General features: G+C 70.9%; 18 protein-coding genes. 6 read left to right on the top strand and 12 right to left on the bottom strand.

Annotation, left to right across the window (positions count from 1 at the left end):
- Nucleotides 1-4: 4 nt before the first annotated feature.
- The 8 genes from KBY96_RS05780 to KBY96_RS05815 all read right to left on the bottom strand — a co-directional run bounded on the left by KBY96_RS05780 (nucleotide 5) and on the right by KBY96_RS05815 (nucleotide 9,491).
- Nucleotides 5-1,735, bottom strand: a complete 1,731-nt coding sequence (locus KBY96_RS05780; protein ID WP_254978315.1) for an ATP-dependent DNA ligase — start codon at nucleotides 1,733-1,735, stop codon at nucleotides 5-7.
- On the bottom strand, nucleotides 1,728-2,579 hold the full coding sequence (locus tag KBY96_RS05785) for a mechanosensitive ion channel family protein (protein ID WP_254978316.1): 852 nt from the start codon (nucleotides 2,577-2,579) through the stop codon (nucleotides 1,728-1,730). Before KBY96_RS05785 ends, KBY96_RS05780 begins: the two co-directional genes overlap by 8 nt.
- The gene (locus KBY96_RS05790; RefSeq protein ID WP_254978318.1) at nucleotides 2,579-3,742 is read right to left on the bottom strand and encodes a hypothetical protein; all 1,164 of its coding nucleotides are present in this window, start codon (nucleotides 3,740-3,742) and stop codon (nucleotides 2,579-2,581) included. Before KBY96_RS05790 ends, KBY96_RS05785 begins: the two co-directional genes overlap by 1 nt.
- 223 nt (nucleotides 3,743-3,965) lie before the next feature.
- Nucleotides 3,966-5,339 carry a sodium/glutamate symporter gene (locus KBY96_RS05795; protein WP_254978320.1) on the bottom strand — a complete coding sequence of 458 codons (1,374 nt, stop codon included), beginning with the start codon at nucleotides 5,337-5,339 and terminating at the stop codon, nucleotides 3,966-3,968.
- A 2-nt stretch (nucleotides 5,340-5,341) separates the two neighbouring features.
- The gene (locus KBY96_RS05800; protein WP_254978322.1) at nucleotides 5,342-6,454 is read right to left on the bottom strand and encodes a type III polyketide synthase; all 1,113 of its coding nucleotides are present in this window, start codon (nucleotides 6,452-6,454) and stop codon (nucleotides 5,342-5,344) included.
- On the bottom strand, nucleotides 6,445-7,635 hold the full coding sequence (locus tag KBY96_RS05805) for an NAD(P)/FAD-dependent oxidoreductase (RefSeq protein WP_254978324.1): 1,191 nt from the start codon (nucleotides 7,633-7,635) through the stop codon (nucleotides 6,445-6,447). Before KBY96_RS05805 ends, KBY96_RS05800 begins: the two co-directional genes overlap by 10 nt.
- 1 nt (nucleotide 7,636) lies before the next feature.
- A complete protein-coding gene (locus KBY96_RS05810) occupies nucleotides 7,637-8,371 on the bottom strand; it encodes a methyltransferase domain-containing protein (RefSeq protein WP_254978326.1) in 735 nt (244 codons plus the stop codon).
- Nucleotides 8,301-9,491 (bottom strand): ligase-associated DNA damage response exonuclease, encoded by a 1,191-nt coding sequence (locus tag KBY96_RS05815; RefSeq protein ID WP_254978328.1) that lies wholly within the window; start codon nucleotides 9,489-9,491, stop codon nucleotides 8,301-8,303. Before KBY96_RS05815 ends, KBY96_RS05810 begins: the two co-directional genes overlap by 71 nt.
- 126 nt (nucleotides 9,492-9,617) lie before the next feature.
- Here KBY96_RS05815 and KBY96_RS05820 point away from each other — a divergent pair, with 126 nt between their 5' ends.
- Nucleotides 9,618-10,700 carry a class I fructose-bisphosphate aldolase gene (locus KBY96_RS05820; RefSeq protein ID WP_254978330.1) on the top strand — a complete coding sequence of 361 codons (1,083 nt, stop codon included), beginning with the start codon at nucleotides 9,618-9,620 and terminating at the stop codon, nucleotides 10,698-10,700.
- A gap of 120 nt (nucleotides 10,701-10,820) precedes the next feature.
- Here KBY96_RS05820 and KBY96_RS05825 read toward each other — a convergent pair whose 3' ends face one another.
- The 3 genes from KBY96_RS05825 to nadA all read right to left on the bottom strand — a co-directional run bounded on the left by KBY96_RS05825 (nucleotide 10,821) and on the right by nadA (nucleotide 14,167).
- Complete coding sequence (locus KBY96_RS05825) at nucleotides 10,821-12,665, bottom strand: bifunctional UDP-sugar hydrolase/5'-nucleotidase (RefSeq protein WP_254978332.1); 1,845 nt, start codon at nucleotides 12,663-12,665, stop codon at nucleotides 10,821-10,823.
- 285 nt (nucleotides 12,666-12,950) lie between these two features.
- Nucleotides 12,951-13,139, bottom strand: a complete 189-nt coding sequence (locus KBY96_RS05830) for a hypothetical protein (RefSeq protein ID WP_254978333.1) — start codon at nucleotides 13,137-13,139, stop codon at nucleotides 12,951-12,953.
- Nucleotides 13,140-13,168: 29 nt separating this feature from the next.
- Nucleotides 13,169-14,167, bottom strand: a complete 999-nt coding sequence (gene nadA / locus KBY96_RS05835) for a quinolinate synthase NadA (RefSeq protein ID WP_396122269.1) — start codon at nucleotides 14,165-14,167, stop codon at nucleotides 13,169-13,171.
- Between the two features lie 46 nt (nucleotides 14,168-14,213).
- Here nadA and KBY96_RS05840 point away from each other — a divergent pair, with 46 nt between their 5' ends.
- The 3 genes from KBY96_RS05840 (at nucleotide 14,214) to KBY96_RS05850 (ending at nucleotide 17,233) form a co-directional block, all read left to right on the top strand.
- Entirely contained in the window at nucleotides 14,214-15,095 is an 882-nt protein-coding gene (locus tag KBY96_RS05840) for a TIGR04168 family protein (RefSeq protein WP_254978336.1), read from the top strand.
- A complete protein-coding gene (locus KBY96_RS05845) occupies nucleotides 15,089-16,174 on the top strand; it encodes a hypothetical protein (RefSeq protein ID WP_254978338.1) in 1,086 nt (361 codons plus the stop codon). The genes KBY96_RS05840 and KBY96_RS05845 overlap by 7 nt, the downstream gene beginning before the upstream one ends.
- A 234-nt stretch (nucleotides 16,175-16,408) precedes the next feature.
- A complete protein-coding gene (locus KBY96_RS05850) occupies nucleotides 16,409-17,233 on the top strand; it encodes an endolysin (protein ID WP_254978340.1) in 825 nt (274 codons plus the stop codon).
- 33 nt (nucleotides 17,234-17,266) lie between these two features.
- On the opposite strand, the gene KBY96_RS05855 is transcribed toward KBY96_RS05850, so the two are convergent.
- Complete coding sequence (locus tag KBY96_RS05855) at nucleotides 17,267-18,019, bottom strand: TPM domain-containing protein (protein WP_254978480.1); 753 nt, start codon at nucleotides 18,017-18,019, stop codon at nucleotides 17,267-17,269.
- Between the two features lie 180 nt (nucleotides 18,020-18,199).
- On the opposite strand from KBY96_RS05855, the gene KBY96_RS05860 reads away from it, so the two are divergent.
- Both KBY96_RS05860 and KBY96_RS05865 read left to right on the top strand, forming a co-directional pair.
- Entirely contained in the window at nucleotides 18,200-19,393 is a 1,194-nt protein-coding gene (locus KBY96_RS05860; RefSeq protein ID WP_254978342.1) for an SAM-dependent methyltransferase, read from the top strand.
- A 49-nt stretch (nucleotides 19,394-19,442) separates the two neighbouring features.
- Nucleotides 19,443-19,850 (top strand): NADH-quinone oxidoreductase subunit K, encoded by a 408-nt coding sequence (locus tag KBY96_RS05865; protein ID WP_254978344.1) that lies wholly within the window; start codon nucleotides 19,443-19,445, stop codon nucleotides 19,848-19,850.
- The last annotated feature ends 1 nt before the right edge of the window (nucleotide 19,851 follow it).

Genomic DNA, 19,851 nt, shown 5'->3' on the forward strand with positions numbered 1-19,851 from the left:
CGGTTCACTCCGGCGGCAGCAGGGCCAGGGCGCTGGCGAGACAGTCGGCCTCTGGGGCGGGCTTGTCGCGGCGCCAGCGGGCGATGCGGGGAAAGCGCACGGCAATGCCGCTCTTGTGGCGGCTGGAGCGCTGCAGGCCCTCGAAGGCCAGCTCGAACACCTGCAGCGGCTGCACCGCCCGCACCGGGCCGAAGCGCTCGGTGGTGTGGCTGCGGATCCAGCGGTCGAGCGCGCCGATCTCACCGTCGTTGAGGCCGGAATAGGCCTTGGCGAAGCTCACCAACCGTGGGGGGGTGCTGCCCGGGGCGCTGGGGGGGCGGTTCCAGAGCCCGAAGGTGTAGTCGGTGAAGAGGTTGGCGCGGCGGCCGCTGCCGGCCTGGGCGTAGAGCAGCACGGCATCGAGGCGGCAGGGGTCGAGCTTGTGTTTCCACCAGTGCCCCCGCTTGCGGCCGGCCAGGTAGGGGGAGTCGGCGCCCTTCAGCATCAGCCCCTCGGCGCCGGCGTCGCGGGCCTGCTGGCGCCGGGGCTCCAGCTGCTCCCAGCTCTCCAGGGGCAGCAGCGGGGAGAGGCGCAGGCGCCCGGCTGCGGGGTGCTCCGCCGCCTGCAGATGCCCCTGGATCAGGGAGTCCAGGGCGGCCCGGCGCTGGCTCAGGGGCCAGGAGCGCCGGTCCTCGCCTCCCTGCTCGAGCAGGTCGTAGGCCAGGAACACCACCGGGCACTCGGCGAGCAGCCGGCGGCCCGGTGCCTTGCGCCCCAGCCGGCGTTGCAGCCGGGCGAAGGAAGCCGGCCGCCCGGCGCCCTCCGGCCACACGATCACCTCCCCGTCGAGCACGGTGCCATCGGGCAGGGCGGTTGCCGCCTCCATCAGCTCCGGGAAAGCGTGGTTGATCAGCTCCTCGCCACGGCTCCAGAGAAAGCCCTCGCCACCGCGGCGGATCAGCTGGCCGCGGATGCCGTCCCATTTCCACTCGCACAGCCAGGCTGTGGCTGCACCGGCGAGGGCTGCCGCCGCCGGATCGGCAGGCGGCAGCGCTGAAGCCAGAAAGAACGGATAGGGGCGGCTGGGCACCGCCTCCTCGGCAGCGGCCGGGGCGATCAGCTTGCGGTAGGCCTCGGCCGAGGGCTGGAATCCGCCCATCAGCCGGTGGGCCAGCAGCGGCTCCTCCAGGTCGCTGAGCTGGGCCAGGGCACGGATCACCAGCCCCTGGGCCACGCCCACACGGAAGCCACCGGTGAACAGCTTGTTCATCACCAGCAGGGCGCCGGGCTTCAGGTCGCTCCAGAGCTGCCGCACCCGGTGGGCCTGGGGCTCGTGCTCGAGAGCGGCGGCCGCGGGCAGCAAGGCCTCCATCCACACGTGCAGGGGGCAGGCGTGCAGGGGGGAATGCGGCGGCGACCTCTGCAGCGGGGAGGCCTGGCTGCCGGCCGGATTCAGCTGCTGCCAGAGCAGGGCGATGGTCTCGGCTGAATCGCCCACGTGGGCATAGCACTCCTCAAACAGCCAGTCCGGCAGCGGCGATCCCTCCAGGCAGATCTGGCGCAGCCGGCGGCCGGTGATCAGGCGCCGGCGCTGCTTTCCCAGCAGCACCTGCAGGGCCCAGGCGGCATCGGCGGGCGCAGCGCCGCTGAAGTACTCCACCAGGGCCTCCACCTTGGCGGTGGTGCCGGTGCTCCGGTCCAGCTGCTCCACCAGGGCAACGAACGCTGCCAGCCCGGTCGTTGCGACCTCAGCCATCCCTTTCGGACCCGCTCTCCCCCCTGATCCCGGGCCAGCCGGCGGGGAGGTTGGGGTAGGCGAGGCCATGGCGGCGGAAGGCCTGCTTGCTGCGGCGGATCAGATCGGTGCGATAGGTGAACTCGTCGCGGATGTCCAGCGGGTAGCAGCGCAGTTTGAACTGGGTGCCCCAGGGGTATTCCCGCATGATCACGGTCACCGGCAGGCGCAGCTGGGTGTAGGGACTGCTGTAGGCGGCCTGACGCAGAATCGTGATCACGATGTCGCTCTCGATCTGGTGATCGAAGTAGAAATCCGTGGCCACCTGGGCTTCCAGCGCACCGGTGTTGGCATTGGCGATGGCTTCGGTCCAGGTTTTGTTGTGGGGGATGGTGACGATGTTGTCGTCGGGGGTGTGCAACTGAATTGCCCGCAGTCCATAGCCCACCATCTCGCCATAATGATCACCGATTTGGATTCGATCTCCCACTCGGTAGGGCGCCTCGAACAATGCGACAATGCCGGCAATGATTGAACTCACGTAGTCCTTCAACGCGAAGGCCAGCGCGATCGCGATTGTTCCGGTGATCGCCAGCAGGTTGGTTTGGGAGAGCTTGAGGAACTGCTGCAGCAGATAGCTGATGGTGGTGATCAGAATGATCGCCTTCCACAACGGCAGCGACTGCTTGATCAGCATGCGAAACCGGCGCGCCACCTTTTCTGAGGCCCAGGTTGTGGAGACCTCCACCAGCCACATGCCGCCATAGGCGATGCCGATGGCGATCGCCGCCCGCAGCAGCTTCGCCAAGGTGAGGTCGGTGAACAGGTCGGTGAACACGCTGGAGTTGAGCTGGGCGATCGGCATCAGGCGCTCTCCACGAAGAAATTGTTGTTGGCGAGATCGCTGGCGATTTGCCCGTAATGGAGGGGCGACACCATCAGGATGTCGCCCCGGGTCTCCAGGATTCCCTGGCGCAGCAGCCACTGGGTCCGGGCTTCAACCCGGCCATCTGCGTCCCCCAGGCAGCGGATGAGGTGGCGTCGGCTGATGCGTCCATGGATCAGGACGGCATGCAGCAGGTAGCGATCGATCCCGACCAGCGACGGCAGGGAGCGCAGGGCCGGCCCCGTGGCGATGAGCCTGGGCTCGTCGCCGGCCCCGTTGGGCTGCTCCTCGACGCGCAGGCCATCGAGCCAGATCCGGGCGGCAATGGTGCTGACGCCTTTGGCCAGATCGGCCAGTTCCTGCCAGTCGAAGCTGTCGGTGTTTGCCTCAACGGCCGGGGGGAGGGACTCGAGAGACAGGAGCCAGGGCTTCAGATCGTCGCCACCCAGCCTGGGCAGGCTGACGGGTGCGCCGAAGCAGGCTTCGGCCTGGGCGACGGCATCGAGAAAGCTCCAGGCCCAGCGGTTGCAGCCGATCACCCAGAACAGATCCGGGCGCTGCACCAGCTCGGAGCGCAGCACCTCGATGCTCTCCCAGCCGCCGATGCAGCGCAGGAACAGCATGTCCAGCGCCGGGATCAGCACCAGCCTTGCCTGCTCGCCTCCCTCCGCGCCACCGTCCTTGTCACTGTTGTTGTCACCGGACGGCATGGCCGGCAGGGCGCGAAAGGCCTCTCGCACCAGCTCGGGCATGGTCAGCGGATCATCGCGGCGCTGATCGGCCGCCAGGGGTGTGATCAGGTCACTGGCCCTGAAGCCTGCGTCGGCGCTGAGGGCATCGCTGAGGAGGTGGTCGAGCGGCTCGAGCGGGTTTGCCAGTATCACCAGGGCATTGCCGGCCTGCGGTTGCTGCCGCCACCGCTTCAGGCCCTCCTGGACCGCTGTGCAGATGGTGGTGCGGGAGGCCTCCGGGGCCAGCAGGCTCTCGATGTCTTGCTGCAGTCGGTTCCGCAGGGGGGCCGGCAGGTCGCTCAGCTCCCCATCGCTGAATCCGCTTTTCTGGGAGCTCTGGAGCCAACGTCGCAGCGATCGCCACCAGCTCCCCCCGAGGCCGGCAGTGACGGAGCCGATGATCGCCTTCATGGTGAGCGACGCCCGGCATTGACGCTTGATCCTGACAGGGTACGAACTCGCCCCGCAGTTCATAGTATGTTGCGACATGCAAACAAATGATTAATGGCGATGAACCGTGCGCTTTCGACTACACCGGAATCACGCGGCTGAATCCTCTCGGTCACGGCCTCGTGCCCTCGCCCCTGCTGCGCACCGCTCCGATCAAGCGCAGGCCCCGGCTGCGGCCCGGAGCTCATGCGGAGCCGTCGACGGCCTGAGATCGGGGCAGCAGCCGCAGGCCCACCACCAGGGCGCAGAGGGTGAATGCCAGGCACAGTGCTGTCCAGCGTCCCAGCCCCATGCTGGTGATCGCCAGGGGGGCGAACGCGGTGATCAGCCCCCCGCCCAGGAAGGGCTCAAACAGCAGCTGCTTGAACGAAAACGCCTCCAGCACCTGGCTGCGGCCCGTGGGATCGGCCATGCGAAGCAGCAGCAGACCGTTGGCCGTGCTGCCGGTGGCCTGGCCGAAGTCGGCGATGGCGCGCTCGAACCAGGCATCGGGGAAGAGCCGCGGCGCCAGCAGCAGCACCATCAGCACGTTCCAAACCAGGCCCACCACGGCCAGCACCGTGAAGGGCAGCAGGTTGTCGGCCAGCAAGGGCAGATTGAGGCTGGCCATGGCGGCGGTGATCAGCACATCCATCGACAGCGAGGCGATGCTGGCCTGATCCGATGCCGAGGCCAGAAACGGCTGGTTGAGCTTCTGCAGCAGCAGCTGCACCAGCAGCCCGCCCACCATCGCCAGGGGGAACACCGGCACGGCATCGAACAGCGGCGAGATCTGTATCAGGATCTGCTTGAGCAGCGCACCCACGCCCACCGCCACCCCCGCCAGGCAGAGGTTGAGGGTGAGCACATCGAGGCTGATGGTCTGTTCGGCCGGAATCAGCCCGGCGGCCCGCTCCCCGGCCAGCCGCCCCTCGGCGCCGAAGCTGCCCTTGCGGCCGCCCACCAGCGCTGAAGGGCTGCGGTGCCGCTGGCGCAGCAGCCAGGTGCGGGCCTGGCCAACGAGCACCAGAGCGGTGCCGAGCAGCACCGAGGCCATCACGCCCACTGTGGCCATGGCCAGGGCCAGGGTGCGCCCGGCTGGAAATCCCAGCTCCGTGTAGGTGCGCCCCAGGCCGGCCGCCGTGCCATGGCCACCTTCGAAGCCCACCTCCACCAGGGTGGCCATCAGTGGGTGGCTGCCCAGCAGCGGTTGCAGCACAAGCAGCACCACCACGCCGGCCACCAGGTACTGGCCGAAGCCGATCACCATCGAAAAGGCGGTCTGGTGGGCGGCCCGCTCCCACAGCCGTTGGGGACTGGGCAGCCGCTGGCCCAGAAACAGGGTGGCGAACACCAGGGCGATCAGGGCCGCCGGTGCCTGCGACCACACCTCCTGAACCCTGTCGGGCACCAGCTGCAGCGGGCCGTAGGGGCCCACCGCCAACCCCAGCAGGCCGGCGATCAGCGCCTCCGGCAGCCCCAGCTGACGCAGCACGCGCACCCGCTGGCGCAGCACCAGGGCGATCAGCAGCAGCAGGCTGAGCACCGAGAAGGCGATCAGCACGTCGTAGACCTGCATGGTCAGCACTCCGGGGTGTCGAGCAGGGCGGCCTCCACGGTGAGGCCGGGGCCGAAGGCCAGGGCCACCCAGGGTCCGGGGGCCTTCGCGCGGCGCAGCCGCTCGAGGATGAACAGGATCGTGGCCGAGGACATGTTGCCGTGTTCACGCAGCACGGTTTCGGACACGGCGATCTGCTCCGGCGCCAGCCCCAGGGCCGCGGCACTGGCCTGCAGGATGCGCGGGCCGCCGGGGTGCAGGGCCCAGGCGCCGATGGCCTCGATCGTCAGGCCCTGGCGGCGCAACCAGCGCTCCAGCCAGGGGCGCAGGTGGCTCGCCACCGCTGCTGGCACCCGGGGCGAGAGGCCCATGGCGAAGCCGTGGTCGCCGATCGTCCACGACATCAGCTCTGCCGTGTCCGGGATCACGGTGGAGCCGGAGGCCAGCGCCCGCAGGGGCGCCCCCCCGTCGCCAACCCCGCCGCCACCCCCGTCGCCGGCGGTGGCCACCAGGGCTGCGGCCCCGTCGGCGAACAGGGCGTTGGCCACCACCTTCTCGGGATCCCAGCCGTAGTGCAGGTGCAGGCTGCACAGCTCCAGGGAGCAGAGCAGCACGCAGGCCAGGGGGTCGGCCTCCACAAAGGCCCGGGCCACCCGCAGGCCGTTGAGGGAGCCATGGCAGCCCATGAAGCCCACCTGGGTGCGCTCCACATCGGGGTGCAGGGGCAGCTGGGCGATCAGCTCCAGGTCGAACCCCGGGGCCTGGAAGCCCGTGCAGCACACCGTCACCAGGTGGGTGATGCGCTCGGCCGGCAGATCGGCGTCCGCCAGGGCCTGCCGCGCCGCCGCCAGGGCCAGGGGCCCGGCATGGACGGCGAAGCGCTCCATGCGCTCGGCGGTGGAGGGATTGCGCTCGCCGTAGAAGGGCAGCCGCTCAGCGATCGGGCTCTCAGGCTCGCCGCTCTCCAGCAGCACGCTGTGGCGGGTGTGCACCCGCGTGCGCCGCTGGATGCGCTCCAGCAGGGCCAACCGCTCCGGGCTGTCGGCGATCAGGTGCCGGCCCAGGGCGACGGCGTCAGTCTGATTGGCCCTGTGGGCGGGTACCGCCGTGCCGATGCCGCGGATGCTCAGCGGCATGGCAACGGCACAGGCAATGGCACGGGCAGGACGGTGGGGGGGTGGTTGAGCTGGTGGATCAGCCGGCGGGGCAGGGGCGGCACCCGCGTGGCCAGCTCGAACAGAGCCCTGGCGGCGAGCGGATGGCGGAGCAGGGCGGCAACGGTGCGGCAGTGCCGCTGGCGCCTGCCGATCCGCCTGCCCAGGCTGCGCACCCACTGGCGCTCGAGCGCCAGCCGCCAGCCCTGCACACCTTCCAACACCAGGGGGGTGGCGGCGACGGCGGCGGTGAGGGCCCAGCCCATGCCCTCGCCGGTGAACGGCTCCACGTAGCCGGCCGCGTCCCCCAGCACCAGGAAGCGCTCTCCCGCCAGGGCCGTGGCCCGGCGCGTGAGGGCCGGGGTGCACTGCCAGGCGGCGGCGGCCAGACCCGCCGGAACGGGGAACCCCGCCTGCTCCAGCACCACCGCGGCGGCGCCGGCGGGCCCGCCGGCCCGGGCGAGCAGGGGCCGATCGAAGGCGGCGGCTAGATCGAGCCGGCCGTCCTCCAGCCGCACCAGACCCACATAGCCCTGGCGGCCCACGGCCATGTGGATGCAGCCCGGGGTGTAGGTCGCCTCACCGGCCGCCAGCAGGCAGCCGGCACCCACCCGGGAGCGGGGCTGGATGCGCACGCCCGAGCCCGGCACCCCATCGAGGCAGCGGTGGGCGAGCCCCGCCGCCACCAGCACCACCGCGGCACGCACATCCTCCCCCGCGCGCCCGCTGCCATCGCGCAGGGTCACGGTGCGCCAGAGCGGACCCGCCGGACCCAGCCGGGCGCTGGTGTGGGGCCGAAACGTGGCGCCGGCGGCGATCGCCGCCTGCACCAGCGCCTGATCGAAGCGCTCCCGCGAGAGTGCCCGGCCATCGGGCAACGGGAAGCTGGCCTGGCGGCCCCCCAGCCCCACGCGCAGCCGCTCCAGGGGCACTCCGCCCTGGCTGTCGATCAGCTCGGCCAGCCCCAGGGAGGCGAGCACCGCCCGGGCCTGGCCGTTGAGGCAGCAGCCGCACACCTTCCAGCGGGGCCAGCGACGCTTCTCCACCAGCAGCACGCGCAGGCCCCGCCGGGCCAGATCCAGGGCGGCCAGCGACCCGGCCGGGCCGGCGCCCACCACCACCACATCCCAGTGGCGGTTGGAGGTGCTTGTGCTGGAACCCATCTCAATCACGGTTCCAGCGCAGAAGGTAACGCTCCGGCCAGCAGCGCCGCAGCGCCGCGCCCCTCAGCCCTGCCCGTTGGGCCATGGCGGCCACCTCAGCCAGCTGGAACGCCCCCCGCACCGACAGCGGCCCATCGATGTGCACCACCGGCGAGCGGCTCAGCAGCCGGGTGCCACTCCAGGCCAGGGCGTAGCCCAGGGGGCTGCGGATCAGGTCGTTGACGAGAACCAGCAGGTGGGCGCGCCTGGCCATCAGGGCCAGGAGGCGCACGGCGTCGTCGCCATCGAGGTGGTGCAGGAACAGGGAGCAGAGCACCACGTCGTAGCCCTCGGGGTTGGCGGCCCCGGGACCTTGTGGCCAGGGATCGGCCAGAGCATCGGCCTGGAAAAAGCGCACCGGAACGCCGCGACGGCCGGCATTGGCGCTGGCGATGGTCACCGCCTCCGGGTTGAGATCGCAGCCCTCGAGGATCAGGTCGATACCGCCCCGCCTGGCCATCAGGGCCAGATCGATGGCGGTGTCGCCGCCGCCGCAGGCCAGATCCAGCACCCGCAGCGGCCGCTCCGGCAGACGCTCGGCCAACTCCTGGATCGGGGCGAACAGGCTGGCGGAGCAGCGGCTGATGGCGTTGATGCGGCGCAGGCCCGCCAGGGCCCGTTCGTGCTCAGCGGGATCCAGTCCGGGCTGGTCCATCAGCTCCGGCAGGCGCTGCCGCCGGGCCAGGGGAAGCGGCATCGCTGGCGAGAGGTGAAACGGGCGCGCCCATGGTGGCGGGCTCAGCCCAGCTATGGGTTCTGTGCTCCTCCAGCTCATCGCCCCGCTCGGCCGTGAACCCGCCCTCCAGGGGCTCGGCGCTGATGCCCTCCACCTCGCGCAGGTAGCGGGCCAGGCCATGGCTGTTGCCGTGGGTCACATACACCTGGCGGGCGCCGGTGTCGCGCACGGTGCGCAGCAGGCCGGCCCAGTCGGCGTGATCGCTCATCACGAAGCCCCGCTCCATGCCGCGCCGGTGGCGGACGCCACGCACGGCCATCCAGCCGCTCACAAACGCCGTCTGCGCCAACTGGAAACGCTTCATCCACACCGAGCGGTGGGCCGAGGGCGGTGCGATCACCAGCCGCCCCGCCAGGGATTCGCCTTTCGCCAAGGCACTCACAGGCCGGGTGGGCGGCAGGGCCACGCCGGCCTCGCGGTAGGCGGGCATCAGCGCCTCCACGGCGCCATGCAGCAGGATCTCGCTCCCTTCCCCGCCGGGCTGGCCGGGCTGGCCGGGCTGGCCCACGCCGATGGCAGCCAGCTCGGCCAGCAGCCGCTGGGCCTTGCCGAAGGCATAGGCAAACAGGATCGAGGGCCGCTCCGGTGCCACCTGCCACCACTGCAGGATCTGCCGGGCCACCACCGCGCCGCTCTGCCAGCGGTAGATGGGCAGGCCGAAGGTGGCCTCGGTGATGAACACATCGGCAGCCACCGGCTCGAAGGGCGCGCAGCTCGGATCGGCGCAGCGCTTGTAGTCGCCGCTCACCAGCCAGCTCTCGCCGCCGGCCTCGAGGCGGATCTGGGCGCTGCCGAGCACGTGGCCGGCGCTGTGAAACGACACCCTGGCCTCGCCGATGCGATGCAGCGCTCCGTAGTCGACCGGGATCAGGTTGATCGTGGCCCCCAGGCGCTGGCGCAGGATTCCCTCGCTGGCCCCGATCGCCCAGTATTCGCCGCAGCCGGGGCGGGCATGGTCGGCGTGGGCGTGGCTGATCAGGGCCCGGGGTACGGGCTGCCAGGGATCAATCCAGGCCCCCGCCGCCCGGCAGTAGAGCCCCTGGGGGGTGAGCTCCAGCAGGGCGCCAGGGGGCAGGGGCATGGCTTTGGCGCAGCGCCGTCATCCTGGCGACATCCGGCAGATGCCATCTGCCGTTGACACCATCGCCTCCCCTGCCTAGGCAGAGGGTGGGAGCGCTGGGCCCCGTTTCTCCCCGCGCCGGGAACCATGACGCTCGAGAGCTTCCGCGACGAGCTGGCGGCCACCGCCTGCACCATTGCCGCCCAGGGCAAGGGGCTGCTGGCCGCCGATGAGTCGAACGGCACCATCGGCAAGCGCTTTGCCGCCATCGGCGTGGACAACAGCGAAGAGCACCGCCGCGCCTACCGCAGCCTGCTGGCCAGCACTCCGGATCTCGACGATGCCATCAGCGGCGTGATCCTGTTCGAGGAGACGCTGTTTCAGGACAGCGTTGATGCCGGCGGCCAGCCCGGCCCGCCGATCGTGGAGCTGTTCCAGAGCCAGGGCATCGTGCCCGGCATCAAGGTGGACCAAGGCGTGGAACCCCTGGCCGGCGGCCTGCCGGGCGAGAGCTGGTGCACCGGCCTCAAGGGCCTGCAGGAACGGGCCGCCCGCTACTACGCCCGCGGCGCCCGTTTCGCCAAGTGGCGCGCCGTGCTGAAGATCTCCCCGGAGGGCTGCCCCTCGGAGCTGTGCGTGCGGGAGAACGCCTGGGGCCTGGCCCGCTACGCCCGCACGGTGCAGGAGGAGGGCCTGGTGCCGATCGTGGAGCCCGAGATTCTCATGGACGGCGACCACGACATCGAGACCACCGCCGCGGTGCAGGAGTGGGTGCTGCGCACCGTGTATGAGGCCCTGAGCCATAACGGGGTGTTTCTGGAGGGCAGCCTGCTCAAACCCTCCATGACCCTGCCCGGCAAGGACTGCGCCAGCGCGCCCAGCCCCGACCAGGTGGCGCAATTCAGCCTGCGCACCCTGGAGCGCACGGTGCCGGTGAGTGTGCCGGCGATCCTGTTTCTCTCCGGCGGGCTGAGTGAGGAGGAGGCCAGCGTGTATCTGAACGGCATCAACCGGGCGATCTCGCCCGCTCCCTGGCATCTGGGCTTCTCCTACGGCCGCGCCCTGCAGCAGTCGTGCCTCAAGCACTGGGCCGGCCACGACGTGCATGGGGGGCAGCAGGCGCTGCTGGCGCGGGCGCGGGCCAACGGCCAGGCCGCCCAGGGGTTCTATGTGTCCGGCTCGGAGCCCTCCGACGGAACGCCGCTGTATGAGGCCAACTACAGCTACTAAGTGCTGGTCAGTGCTGTCGCGCGACGGTTTCCCCACGAGCACCGCTTGGCGGTGTGACCTCGACCGTTCGAAGCAGGCCCTGACTCGCCCTGAAGCCTGCAACCGGGCGGCCGTCCGGACTCAGCGGCAGTCCAGGCGCTGGCTGTGGTCGCAGCCCTCGGCATTGATGAAGCGCTGGGTGCTCCTGCGCTCCGGCGCCGGACGGGTGAGCAGCTGGCCCGACGCGCTGCGCCCACGCACGTAGTTGACGAAGCTCTGGGCGTATTCGGCGAAGGTGTCGCGCCCGCGCCCTTCAGCGCTGGCGCGGGCGAACACCGCGTAGCCGTCGCCACCGCCGGCGATGAAGGAGTTGGTGACCACCGCGTAGCGCTTCTGCGGATCGATCGGGGTCCAGTCGCCCGTCAGGCGCGGGTTCACCTCCACCGTGCTGATGCGTGAGCCCGGCGCGGCGGACAGATCCACCGCAAAGCGCAGCCCGGCTGCGTAGGGAAAGGCGCCCCCGCCGCTGGCGGCGTCGGCGACCGCCAGCTCAAGGGTTTCGATGATCTCCGCCCCGGACAGGTTCAGCACATGCAGGGTGTTCGTGAAGGGCAGGAGCGTGAACACATCGGCGATCGTCACCGGCCCGGCGGGCACGCTGCCGCGCACGCCGCCGGCGTTCTGGATGGCGATGTCGGCACTGCCCTCCCGCGCCAGAAAGGCCTTCGCCACCAGCGTGGTGATGTGGGCGCCCTGGGCGTAGGTGTCCGCCCGCGCGCACAGCGGCTCGGCGCGACCCTCGCCGGGCAGGCGCACCAGGCAGAGGTTCTCGGCCACCTCGCCGATCACCGCCTGGCGCAGGTCGCTCAACGCCGCGGCGAAGTCCTCCAGCAAGGCTGCGCTTTGCGGGTCGGGAACAACCGGGTGCAGCACCGGATGGGCATCCAGCGCTGCCCGCAGACGGCTGCCGGCGGCGCTGGCGTCCACCGGGATGCGCGGTCCGCCCGCACAGTCGATCACCCGCCCCTCGGGATCAAAACGCACCTGCAGCTCGCCCATCACGCGGGCGTAGTCGAACGCCTGCACCACGCACACCGGGTCCCCGTCGGCGTTCACCTCCAGCGTGGGATAGGGCCCGTCGGGGCTGAACCCCAGCGGCAGCAGAGCCTCCGCGTCCCCGAGCAGGGTGTGCGAATCGCCGCCCACCACCACGTCCACCCCCGGGAGGGCGCGTGCCAGCGCCCGTTCGTTGGCGTACTGGAGGTGCGTCAGCAGGATGATCTTCGCCACCCCCTGGGCCCGCAGCCGCTGGATTTCCGCCCGGGCGGAGGCGATCTCATCGCCGAACTGCGTGCCGGGATCGGGCGAGGATGACAGCCGGGTCTTGTGCGCGATCACCACCCCGATCACCCCGATGCGCCGTCCAGCGCGCTCGAACACGGCGGATGGCTGCAGGCGCCCCCGCAAGGGGGAGGCGTCGTGGGGCGCCACATTGGCGCTGAGAACGGTGGTGTTGCACGACCCCTCAGCCAGGACGTCGAGAAAGCGCGCCAGCGCGGCGTCGCCGTGATCGAACTCGTGATTCCCGAGCGCGAAGGCGTCGAAGCAGATCCGGTTCATCAGCGCGGCATCGGCCGCACCTTCGAACAGGGTGGAGAAGAGCGTGCCGGTGATCGCATCCCCCGCGTGCAGGCTCAGCACCGCCTGATTGCCGCGTCTGCGCTCCTCGAACAGCGCGGTGAGCAGGGGAAATCCGCCGTGGTCGAGGCGCAGCGCCCCAGCTGGCGCGCCCGCCTGTCCCAGCACTGCGGGATCAAGGTTGAGCGGCCGGGGTTCGAGGTGGCTGTGGTGATCGTTGATGTGCAGGATGGTGAGCGTGAACGGCTCGGCGCCGCGAGCGCTCGGCCGCCTGTCCGCCGGCGCGCCCCAGGCGGGAAGAACAAGGGCGGTGCAGGCCCAGACGACAAGGCCGGCGATGACCTTCATGGTTGTTTCCCCCCGGCGTTCAGGAAGGCTCAACATCCCTTCCCTGCTGGATCAGAGAGCGCTGAGCCCCAGCACCACCTCGATGACCGTGAACCCCGCCAGACCCGCCAGGGCGAGCAGGGCCGGCAGACCGTAAAGACCCATGGCCAACGAACCATCTGAACGATTCCTAAAGGAAATCTAAAGACCTTTCCGCGGTGGGGGCAACCGCCGCCGACATCGCATGACTTCGTCACAGAGTCCGCGGGCGCCGGTGGCTGGGCCGGCGACAGCCTTGTTGGAGGGTTAAGGCGTGCTGGTGCTGGGGTTCTCAGGGGCGGAGGGCCGTGCTGCTGTGTCCGTTCCGCCGCCGTCCCGGGGCTCCTGCCGGTCCTTGCAGGTGGAACACAGCACCTGCCCCTTCTGCTGCCGGTAGAGGCGCACGGAGCGCTCGATCTGGACACCGCAGCCGCAGCAGGGAAACAGGGGACTCATGGCCGGCGTGCTGCGTGGATGGCTGAGGCCTAGCGGCTCATCGCCAGCATGGTCTCGATCGGCGCCAGGGCCCGCAGCCGCAGCTCCTCGTCCATTTCGATGCGGGGTTCGTTGGTGACCAGGCAGCGCCAGAGCTTCTCCAGGGTGTTGAGGCGCATGTAGGGGCAGGCGTTGCAGCTGCAGCCGTCAGCGCCCGGCACCGCATAAAAGGGCTTGTGGGGCACCCGCTGGCGCATCTGGTGCAGGATGCCCGGCTCGGTGAGCACGATGAAGCCGTCGGCGTCGCTCGCCTCGGCGCGGTGCAGCAGCTTGCTGGTGGAGCCGATGAAGTCGGCGAGATCGAGCAGGTGCTGCTGGCATTCCGGGTGGGCCAGCACCTCGGCATCGGGATGGTCGAGCTGGAGCTGCAGCAGGGCCTGCTCGCTGAAGGTTTCGTGCACCTGGCAGCTGCCGGGCCAGAGGGTGAGCTCGCGGCCGCTCTGGTTCTGCACCCAGCGGCCCAGGTTCTGATCGGGGGCAAACAGGATCGGCCGATCGGCGGGCAGCTGACGCACCAGATCCACGGCGTTGCTGCTGGTGCAGATCAGGTCGCTCTGGGCCTTCACCGCCGCCGAGCAGTTGATGTAGCTCACCACCAGGTGATCGGGATGCTCGGCCCGGAAGGCCGCGAAGGCGTCGGCGGGGCAGGCATCGGCCAGGGAGCAGCCGGCCTCAAGATCCGGCAGCAGCACGGTTTTGTCGGGGCTGAGGATCTTGGCCGTTTCGGCCATGAAGTGCACGCCGCAGAACACGATCACCTCGGCCTCGGTGGCGGCGGCCTTGCGCGAGAGCTCGAGCGAGTCGCCGATGAAGTCGGCGATGTCCTGGATGGCGTCGTCCTGGTAGTAGTGCGCCAGGATCACGGCCTTGCGCTGGCGGCGCAGTTCATTGATCGCGCCCGGCAACTCCGCGCCGGATGGAACGCCCTGGTCGGGCGCGCGGGTGCCAGCGGCTGGGGCAGCTGACTTCTGGGCGGCCGTGAACACCAACCGGACACCTCGGCGGGCAGGATGGGCCAAGCCTAGGCAGAGGGGTATGTCGATCCTGCGCCTGGCGGTGGTGGGGGATCCGCATGGGGCCTGGGACGGCAGCGATGCGGCCCTGCTTCAGCACCTCGCCCCGGATGTCCTGCTGGTGGTGGGCGATCTCAGCGATGGCCAGCCCCGCATCCCCGCGGAGCTGCGGCGCCTGCCCCTGCCGGTGGCCTGCATCCTCGGCAACCACGACGCCGGCAAGGATCCCTCCGGCCGCACGCTGGAGCGGCAGCTCGACACCCTGGGCGAGTTGCACTGCGGCTGGGGACTGCGCCAGCTGGTGCCCCCTGGCCTGGCGGTGGTGGGGGCCCGGCCCGGCACCGCAGGTGGTGGCTTCCATCTCTCCCGGGCCGTGCGGGCGGTGTTCGGCCCCGTCACTCTGGAGGAGTCGGCCGAGCGGATCACGGCGGCGGCCCGCGCTGCCGATCCGGCCCTCCCCCTGGTGCTGCTGGCCCACTGCGGCCCGGCCGGCCTGGGCAGCGCCGCCGGCGATCCCTGCGGCCGCGACTGGAAGAATCCAGCCTGCGACTGGGGGGATCAGGATCTCGCCCTGGCCGTGCGTCGGATTCAGGCCCAGCGCCCGTTGCCCCTGGTGGTGTTCGGCCACATGCACCACCAGCTCAGGCGCGGCTCAGGGCAGCGCCGCAGCCTCTGCGTGGATCGCGCCGGCACGGTGTATCTCAACGCCGCCAGCGTGCCCCGCCACGGCCGCGACCCGGCCGGCCGGGAGCTGCGCCATTTCAGCTGGGTGGAGCTGGAGGTGGCCGATCCGCAGGCGGTCCGCGTGCTGCACGCCAGTCACCGCTGGTATGGCCTGAACGGTCGACTCCTCTATGAAGAGTCTCTGCACCGCTGCTCCCTCGCCACCTCCCTGCCGTGCTGATCGTTGCCTGCATCAGCAGCCATGGCTTCGGGCATGGCTCCCGCAGCGCCGCGGTGCTCACGGCCCTGCACCGGCTGCGGCCCCACTGGCGCCTGGTGCTGTCCACCGCCCTGCCACCGGCCTTTCTGGCCACCGCCTTCGGACCGGTGCCCTTCGTCCATCGACCCTGCCAGTGGGATGTGGGCGTGCTGCAGGCCGACGCCCTGGGATCCGACCCCGCCGCCACCCTGGCGGCCCTGGAGCAGCTGGAGCGGCAGCTGCCCGCCCAGCTGGAGCGCGAGCTGGCCTGGCTTCGGGCCCAGCGGGAGCCGGTGCTGGTGCTGGGCGATGTGCCGCCGGCTGCGGCGCTGCTGGCCGCCGGGCTGAATGCGCCCCTGATCTGGCTGGCCAGTTTCGGATGGGACGCCATCTATGAACCCTTCGGCGCTGCCTTCGCCCCCTGGGTGGCGCGCAGCCGCGAGCTCTACCGTCGCGGCCAGCTGCTGCTCCACTGTCCGCTGTCGATGTCGATGCCCTGGGGGCTGCCGGAGATCGCCATCGGGCTCACGGCGGGCGAGCCCCGTCTCGACGGCGCGGCCCTGGCCCGGGAGCTGGAGCTGCATCCCGAGCGCCACCGCAACGTGCTGATCAGTTTCGGCGGGCTGGGCCTGGAGCTGGACCCCGCCCTGCTGGCCCGCTGGCCCGAGCACCGCTTCTTCGGGCACGACCCGGCCCTGGCCGAGGCGGTCAACGGCCGGGTGCTGCCGGCCTTGATGCGTCCCCTGGAGCTGATGGGCCACTGCGGTCGGCTGATCACCAAGCCCGGCTACAGCAGCTTCTGCGAGGCCATGCGCTACGGCGTGGGCATTCACCTGGTGCACCGCCGGGGCTTTGCCGAGGCGCCGGTGCTGGAGCGGGATCTGCAGCGCCATGGCTGGCACCGGCTGCTCAGCCAGGCCCAGCTGCGGGCGGGTGACTGGGAGCTGGATCAGCCCCTGCTGGCGCCCCGGCAAGGCCCGCTGCCGGTGGACGGCGCCCGGCAGGCGGCCGAAGCGATCGGCGCATGGGCGGCACGGACACGTGCTGAGGGCGATGGGTGATCAGCAGATGCGATCAGTGATCAGCACGTGATTGGTGTTTCTGTTGAACTTTCCGACGGCTTTCCTGTGCTGTCAGTGAGTTCAACCGTTCAAGGTCATTGTTGATACGAGTGGACGCTTGTGCGATTGGCACATATGCAATCACTGTGGGCGCCGCAGTTAGCCAAATTGCGGCACACCTTTTTGTTGTGACTTTTGGTTCTGGTTCTTGCCAAAGCAACAGCGATCCTGGGAATGGCTGTCTCCGTGCCTGTCCTGCCCCTGGTGATGGCGCCTGCTGCCCTGGCGGCCCAGCCCATGGCCTCTGGATACCAGCTGCCCAACTCCCTGCAGGTGGATGGGCTCGCCGATGGCCGCCTTGCCAGCGCCGCCGGCGCCCCAGGCACCCAGGTGTCCCTGGCGGTGCCGCTGCCCCCAGCGGCGCCGCGCATCTATGCCATCACCCCCGAGCGCCGGGCCCTGCTGAACACCATCCGCTACGCGGAAGGCACCTGGGCCAACGGTGAGGACCGCGGCTACTGGATCATGTTCGGCGGCGGTCTGATGCCCTCCCTCGACCGCCACCCCGATCGGGTGGTGCGCAGTGCCCGCTACGCCAGCGCCGCTGCCGGGGCCTACCAGTTCATGCCACCCACCTGGGCCATGGTCACCCGCGCCCTGGGCCTGCGCACCCATGGTCCCCATGCCTTCGGTCCCCAGGTGCAGGACCAGGCCGCCATCTACCTGATCCAGCGCCGTGCTGCCCTGGCCCTCGCCGACCGTGGTGAGTTCAGCCCCGATCTGGCCAATCGACTGGCGCCGGAATGGGCGTCGTTCCCCACCCTCGCCGGCCGCAGTTTCTACGGCCAGCCGGTGAAGCGCTATGAGGAGCTGCGCCGCTTCTACGAAGCCAACCTGCACCAACTCCGCGCTCAGCTGCGGGCGCGCCAGGAGGCGGCCCTGCTGGCCGCTCTCCCCCCGGTTGAACCTGAGGAGCCCTGCGCTCCCGTGGAGTCGCTGCGCTGCCGCCTCGAGGCCCTCGAGAGCATCGGCCCCCGCTCGCAGCCCGGCCGCGGTTGAGCCGGGATCAGGCCTGATCCGTCTGAATCCAGGTCAGGTCTCGTCGCCGCTCATCCTGCTGCGGCCCACAATTTTCTGGGCCAGCAGGTAAGCGCTGAGGATTCCTCCGGAGAAGCCGAGCGCATTCCGTGCCAGGGGCAGCAGGTCGCTGGTGCGGGTCACGATCGGGGCCACGCCGAACACCCCGAACAGGATGATCCACAGGGGTGAGAGCAACAGCACCCAGGTCCATTCCACCGTGCGGCCCGGTTTGCGGGGGTAGGCGGCAAAGCCCACGATCAGACCCCCCAGGATCGAGGTGATCAGGGTGAGCACCCATTGCTCCTGGGGCAGACCGGGCACCACCTGGCAGCCGCCGCGATCCAGGCAGAGCTCCACCGCCGCCAGCGCGTCGACGATGGCGCCGTCCTCACCGTGGTCGCGCACGTAGTACTGGTTGCCGAAGCGCGTCTGCAGCTCCACCCAGTAGGTGCGGGGCATCAGGGCGAACAGGGCATCACCCACGTTGAAGTTGAGCAGGTTGCCGCCGCGGGGATCCGCCACCAGCAGCAGGGAGCGCTCGTCCAGTTGCCAGAAGTCCTTCACCGCCAGGCCGGGGGTGCGCTCGTACTGGGTGAGCACCCGCAGCTTCCAGCCGCTGTTGGCTTCGACGTCGCTCAGCTCCTGCTCCAGCTCCGTGCGCTGGCTGTCGGTGAAGGCCCGGGCCAGATCGATCACCGGGGTGGGATGGTCGGGCAGCAGCTCGGGGTTGTCGGAGGCCAGGGCCGGCGCCACCCCGCTCCCCATCCCCAGCAGCAGCACGAGGCCCGCCGTCGCCAGGGGGAGCGCGGCCAACCGCGCCGATCGCCAAGCCGCATGCCAGGCCGACGGCACCGATGCCCGCCAGGCCGCCGTCCAAGCCGCCATCACCCCAGCCATGCCCCTGCTCCGTCGAAGATGCATTCTCCCTGAGCCGGAGGTTGCGGCGTGAGCGTTCCCGGCTGGCTGCAGCAGCGCCTGGAGGCCGCCGGCGGCGCTGTGCCCTTCACCACTTACATGGACTGGGTGCTGCACGATCCGCGCCACGGCGCCTACGGCAGTGGCCGGCTGCGCATCGGCCCCGCCGGCGACTTCGCCACGGCCCCCTCCCTGGGGCCCGACTTCGCCGCCCTGCTGGCTCCCCAGCTGGCCGACTGGCTGGGCGAGCTGGCGGCCGCCGATCCCGGGCCCATCGCCCTGGTGGAGGCCGGACCCGGCGAGGGCAGCCTGGCGGCGGATCTGGCCGCGGCCCTGGCGGCCGGCTGGCCCGGACTGGCGCAGCGCTGTGAGCTGGTGCTGGTGGAGCCCAATCCCGGCATGGCCGAGCGTCAGCGCCGGTGCCTGGCCGATTCCCCCCTGCCCTGCCGCTGGTGTTCCTTCGCGCAGCTGGCGGCGGCGCCGCTGCGGGGGGTGCTGCTCGCCCATGAGGTGCTCGATGCCCTGCCGGTGGAGCGGATCAGTTGGGACGGGGCGCTCTGGCGCCGCCAGCAGGTGGCGCTCCGGGATGGGCCCGACGCCCAGCCCTCGCTGCGGCTGGAGCCCGGCGAGCCCCTGGAGGCGGCGATGCCCGCGCCCCTCGAAGCCTGGGGGCTCCTGGCCCCCGATCCCCGGCGCCCGCCGGGCTGGAGCACCGAGCTCCATCCCGCCATCGGTCCCTGGCTCCAGAGCGCCGCTGCCGCCCTGCGGGCCGGCACCCTGCTGGTGATCGACTACGCCCTGGAGGCCCGCCGCTACTACGCCCCGGTGCGCAGTGATGGCACCCTGGTGGCCTACCGGTCCCAGCGGGCCAGCGCCGATCCCCTGGCCGATCCCGGGGCCTGTGACCTCACCGCCCACCTCTGCATCGACACCCTCCAGGAGGCCGCCGCAGCCGCCGGCTGGCAGGCCCTCGGCCACTGCCGCCAGGGCCAGGCCCTGCTCGCCCTGGGGCTGGCCGAGCGCCTGCACGGCCTGCAGCGGCTGCAGGGTTCGGCCCTGGCCGAGGCCCTCGGCCGTCGTGAAGCCCTGCTGCGCCTGGTGGATCCCCACGCCCTCGGCGACTTCCGCTGGCTGGCCTTCGCCCGTGGCGGCTCCGGCCCAGGCGACAGCGGCGGCCCGTCCCTCCCGCTCCCTCGCTTCCTGCGTGATCCCAGCGCGAGCTGACCCTCCCGCGGCTGGTGGCGGCTAAGGTTTTGCGCTCACCGCCCCTGCCGTGCCCGACCCCTTCCGATTGCTGGAGGCCATGGTGCTGCTCACGGCCCTGGTGGGATTGCTGGGGCTGATCTGGCGCCGCAACCTGTTTCTGCGTGCCCTGGCCCTCGACGTGATGGGCACGGGTGCGATTTCGCTGTTCGTGCTGGTGGCCGCCCGCAGCGGTCTGCGCACGCCGATCCTGGCCCGCGGGGAACTGGCCCTCAACGCCGTTCCCTCGATTGCCTGGGCCGACGCCATCCCCCAGGCCGTCATCCTCACAGCGATCGTCATCGGCCTGTCGATCCAGGCCCTCCTGCTGGTGGTGATCGCACGCCTGTCGCGGCTCGATCCCCTGCTCGACACGGCCAGCTTCGAGGCCCTGGTGATCGCCGCTCCCCCCGAGGCGGCCGGAGGCCGGCGCGCCTGAA

Origin of the sequence: Cyanobium sp. ATX 6A2 (assembly GCF_024346355.1) — a bacterium.
GTDB lineage: Bacteria > Cyanobacteriota > Cyanobacteriia > PCC-6307 > Cyanobiaceae > NIES-981.

Bases quoted from the DNA above. Each gene is read 5' to 3' on its own strand.
- KBY96_RS05830 (WP_254978333.1), bottom strand. From the start codon at position 13,139: ATGAGTCCCCTGTTTCCCTGCTGCGGCTGCGGTGTCCAGATCGAGCGC.
- KBY96_RS05785 (WP_254978316.1), bottom strand. From the start codon at position 2,579: ATGCCGATCGCCCAGCTCAACTCCAGCGTGTTCACCGACCTGTTCACC.
- KBY96_RS05800 (WP_254978322.1), bottom strand. From the start codon at position 6,454: ATGCCGCTGAGCATCCGCGGCATCGGCACGGCGGTACCCGCCCACAGG.
- KBY96_RS05840 (WP_254978336.1), top strand. From the start codon at position 14,214: ATGTCGATCCTGCGCCTGGCGGTGGTGGGGGATCCGCATGGGGCCTGG.
- KBY96_RS05820 (WP_254978330.1), top strand. From the start codon at position 9,618: ATGACGCTCGAGAGCTTCCGCGACGAGCTGGCGGCCACCGCCTGCACC.
- KBY96_RS05805 (WP_254978324.1), bottom strand. From the start codon at position 7,635: ATGGGTTCCAGCACAAGCACCTCCAACCGCCACTGGGATGTGGTGGTG.
- KBY96_RS05855 (WP_254978480.1), bottom strand. From the start codon at position 18,019: ATGGGGAGCGGGGTGGCGCCGGCCCTGGCCTCCGACAACCCCGAGCTG.
- KBY96_RS05780 (WP_254978315.1), bottom strand. From the start codon at position 1,735: ATGGCTGAGGTCGCAACGACCGGGCTGGCAGCGTTCGTTGCCCTGGTG.
- KBY96_RS05825 (WP_254978332.1), bottom strand. From the start codon at position 12,665: ATGAAGGTCATCGCCGGCCTTGTCGTCTGGGCCTGCACCGCCCTTGTT.
- KBY96_RS05795 (WP_254978320.1), bottom strand. From the start codon at position 5,339: ATGCAGGTCTACGACGTGCTGATCGCCTTCTCGGTGCTCAGCCTGCTG.
- KBY96_RS05850 (WP_254978340.1), top strand. From the start codon at position 16,409: ATGGCTGTCTCCGTGCCTGTCCTGCCCCTGGTGATGGCGCCTGCTGCC.
- KBY96_RS05790 (WP_254978318.1), bottom strand. From the start codon at position 3,742: ATGAAGGCGATCATCGGCTCCGTCACTGCCGGCCTCGGGGGGAGCTGG.
- KBY96_RS05810 (WP_254978326.1), bottom strand. From the start codon at position 8,371: ATGCCGCTTCCCCTGGCCCGGCGGCAGCGCCTGCCGGAGCTGATGGAC.
- KBY96_RS05815 (WP_254978328.1), bottom strand. From the start codon at position 9,491: ATGCCCCTGCCCCCTGGCGCCCTGCTGGAGCTCACCCCCCAGGGGCTC.